We start from the raw sequence: 3,336 nt of genomic DNA, 5'->3' as shown, positions 1-3,336 counted from the left end.
GGGTCTTAATGTTGATTTATTCTTCTCGTGATGAGAATGGTAAATGAGTATTGAGATATAAAGAGAGATCGGGAGAGATTGCATTACTTAAGTAAACGATGTATTCAATTTTACTGACTGTCAGTTAATAGTATTGAAAGATATTGTTGATGAAGACAGATTGATAAAATGAGTTAACTTAAAGTGAAACGTTATCATGTTACATTCGTAGGAGAATTAGAAAGCTATTAAATCATATAGTTTGGACGATTCATTAAAAAATGAGTCTAATCCCTATTATATGGTCAAGTGAATAAGCGTACATGGCGGATGCCTTGGCGATTACAGGCGATGAAGGACGTGGAAGTCTGCGAAAAGTTTCGGGGAGCTGGCAATCAAGCTTTGATCCGGAAATGTCCGAATGGGGAAACCCGCACAGGCTTAAAACCCTGTCATCCACAGCTGAATAAAATAGGCTGCTGGAAGCGAACCTGGTGAACTGAAACATCTAAGTAACCAGAGGAAAAGAAATCAATTGAGATTCCCGCAGTAGTGGCGAGCGACCCGGGAGTAGCCGATATATGATAGCTGTTTATATAGAAGAACCATATGGAAAGATGGACCGTAGAGGGTGATAGTCCCGTATTCGAAATGTAGACAGTGGTACTAGGTATATCAACAAGTAGGGCGGGACACGAGAAATCCTGTCTGAACATGGGGGGACCATCCTCCAAGGCTAAATACTCGTAATCGACCGATAGTGAACAAGTACCGTGAGGGAAAGGTGAAAAGAACCCCTGTGAGGGGAGTGAAATAGAATCTGAAACCGTGTACGTACAAGCAGTGGGAGCCCTTTTTAGGGTGACTGCGTACCTTTTGTATAATGGGTCAACGACTTACATTCTGTGGCAAGCTTAACCGAATAGGGTAGGCGTAGGGAAACCGAGTCTTAATAGGGCGACCAGTCGCAGGGTGTAGACCCGAAACCAGGCGATCTACCCATGGCCAGGCTGAAAGTTAGGTAACACTGACTGGAGGGCCGAACCCACATCTGTTGCAATAGATGGGGATGAGCTGTGGGTCGGAGTGAAAGGCTAATCAAGCTTGGAGATAGCTGGTTCTCCCCGAAAGCTATTTAGGTAGCGCCTCATGTAATTTACTTCCGGGGGTAGAGCACTGTTTCGGCTAGGGGGTCATCCCGACTTACCAACCCGATGCAAACTCCGAATACCGGAAAGTATTATCATGGGAGACACACAGTGGGTGCTAACATCCATTGTGGAGAGGGAAACAACCCAGACCGCCAGCTAAGGTCCCAAAATTATCGCTCAGTGGTAAACGATGTGGGAAGGCATAGACAGCTAGGATGTTGGCTTAGAAGCAGCCATCATTTAAAGAAAGCGTAATAGCTCACTAGTCGAGTCGGCCTGCGCGGAAGATTTAGCGGGGCTCAAGCGATATACCGAAGCTGCGGATGTGTATTATAGAATATATGTGGTAGGGGAGCGTTCTGTAAGCCTGTGAAGATGGACTCGTAAGAGCCGTTGGAGGTATCAGAAGTGCGAATGTTGACATAAGTAACGTTAATGCGAGTGAAAGACTCGCACGCCGAAAGACCAAGGTTTCCTGTTCAACGTTAATCGGAGCAGGGTGAGTCGGCCCCTAAGACGAGGCAGAGATGCGTAGTCGATGGGAATCAGGTTAATATTCCTGAACTCTCGTATCATGCGATGGAGGGACGGAGAAAGCTAGACCAGCTGGTGATTGGTATGCCAGTGTAAGCAGGTAGGTAGAGATCTTAGGCAAATCCGGGATCTTAATACTGAGACGTGAATGCGAGGAGCTTACGAGCTCCGGAGTGGTTGATGCTATGCTTCCAAGAAAAGCTTCTAAGCAATAGTGATATGAGAACCGTACCCCAAACCGACACTGGTGGTTGGGATGAGAATTCTAAGGCGCTTGAGAGAACTCGGGTGAAGGAACTCGGCAAAATCGTACCGTAACTTCGGGAGAAGGTACACCTTCCTAGGTGAATGCTTTACGCAGTAAGCTAAGGAAGGTCGCAGTGAAAAGCTGGCTGCAACTGTTTATCAAAAACACAGGACTCTGCAAACACGAAAGTGGACGTATAGGGTCTGACGCCTGCCCGGTGCTGGAAGGTTAATTGATGGGGTTAGCGTAAGCGAAGCTCTTGATCGAAGCCCCAGTAAACGGCGGCCGTAACTATAACGGTCCTAAGGTAGCGAAATTCCTTGTCGGGTAAGTTCCGACCTGCACGAATGGCGCAATGACGGCCAGGCTGTCTCCACCCGAGACTCAGTGAAATTGAAATCGCCGTGAAGATGCGGTGTACCCGCGGCAAGACGGAAAGACCCCGTGAACCTTTACTATAGCTTTACAGTGGATTTTGAATCTTTTTGTGCAGGATAGGTGGGAGGCTTAGAAGCAGCGACGCTAGTTGTTGTGGAGCCATCCTTGAAATACCACCCTGAAAGATTTGGAATTCTAACTTAGGCCCATCATCTGGGCTAAGGACATTGTATGGTGGGTAGTTTGACTGGGGCGGTCTCCTCCGAAAGAGTAACGGAGGAGTACGAAGGTACCCTCAGCCCGGTCGGAAATCGGGCTTATGAGTGCAAAAGCAAAAGGGTGCTTGACTGCGAGACAGACACGTCGAGCAGGTACGAAAGTAGGTTTTAGTGATCCGGTGGTTCTGTATGGAAAGGCCATCGCTCAACGGATAAAAGGTACTCCGGGGATAACAGGCTGATTCCGCCCAAGAGTTCATATCGACGGCGGAGTTTGGCACCTCGATGTCGACTCATCACATCCTGGGGCTGTAGTCGGTCCCAAGGGTATGGCTGTTCGCCATTTAAAGTGGTACGCGAGTTGGGTTCAGAACGTCGTGAGACAGTTCGGTCCCTATCTGCCGTGGGCGTTGGAAATTTGAGAGGAGCTGCTTCTAGTACGAGAGGACCGAAGTGGACGTATCTCTGGTGTTCCGGTTGTCATGCCAATGGCATAGCCGGGTAGCTACATACGGACGGGATAACCGCTGAAAGCATCTAAGCGGGAAGCCTTCCTCAAGATAAGATTTCCCTAGGGGTTTAACCCCTCTGAAGGTCCGTCGAAGACTACGACGTTGATAGGTTGGGTGTGTAAGTGCAGTAATGCATTGAGCTTACCAATACTAATTGACCGTGAGGCTTGACCATATAATAGGTCTTAGACAATTTGTCTTACAATGAGACATGAGCGTTTCCAAAGTTACAATAGAGAATACAGAGAACTTGCTGTTACTAACCAACTAATCAAATTTATTCGTGAGTGGAGTGYGRTATAGAATGCAGAGATGCA

Annotated in this window: 1 rRNA gene; it reads left to right on the top strand. The window is 47.6% G+C overall.

What is annotated here, in order from left to right:
- The first annotated feature begins 282 nt into the window (after window positions 1-282).
- A 23S ribosomal RNA gene (locus tag DC083_RS10035) occupies window positions 283-3,194 on the top strand.
- The last annotated feature ends 142 nt before the right edge of the window (window positions 3,195-3,336 follow it).

Source organism: Ignatzschineria ureiclastica (assembly GCF_003121845.1).
GTDB classification, from domain to species: domain Bacteria; phylum Pseudomonadota; class Gammaproteobacteria; order Cardiobacteriales; family Wohlfahrtiimonadaceae; genus Ignatzschineria; species Ignatzschineria ureiclastica.
This window is presented reverse-complemented; position numbering and strand designations above follow the sequence as displayed.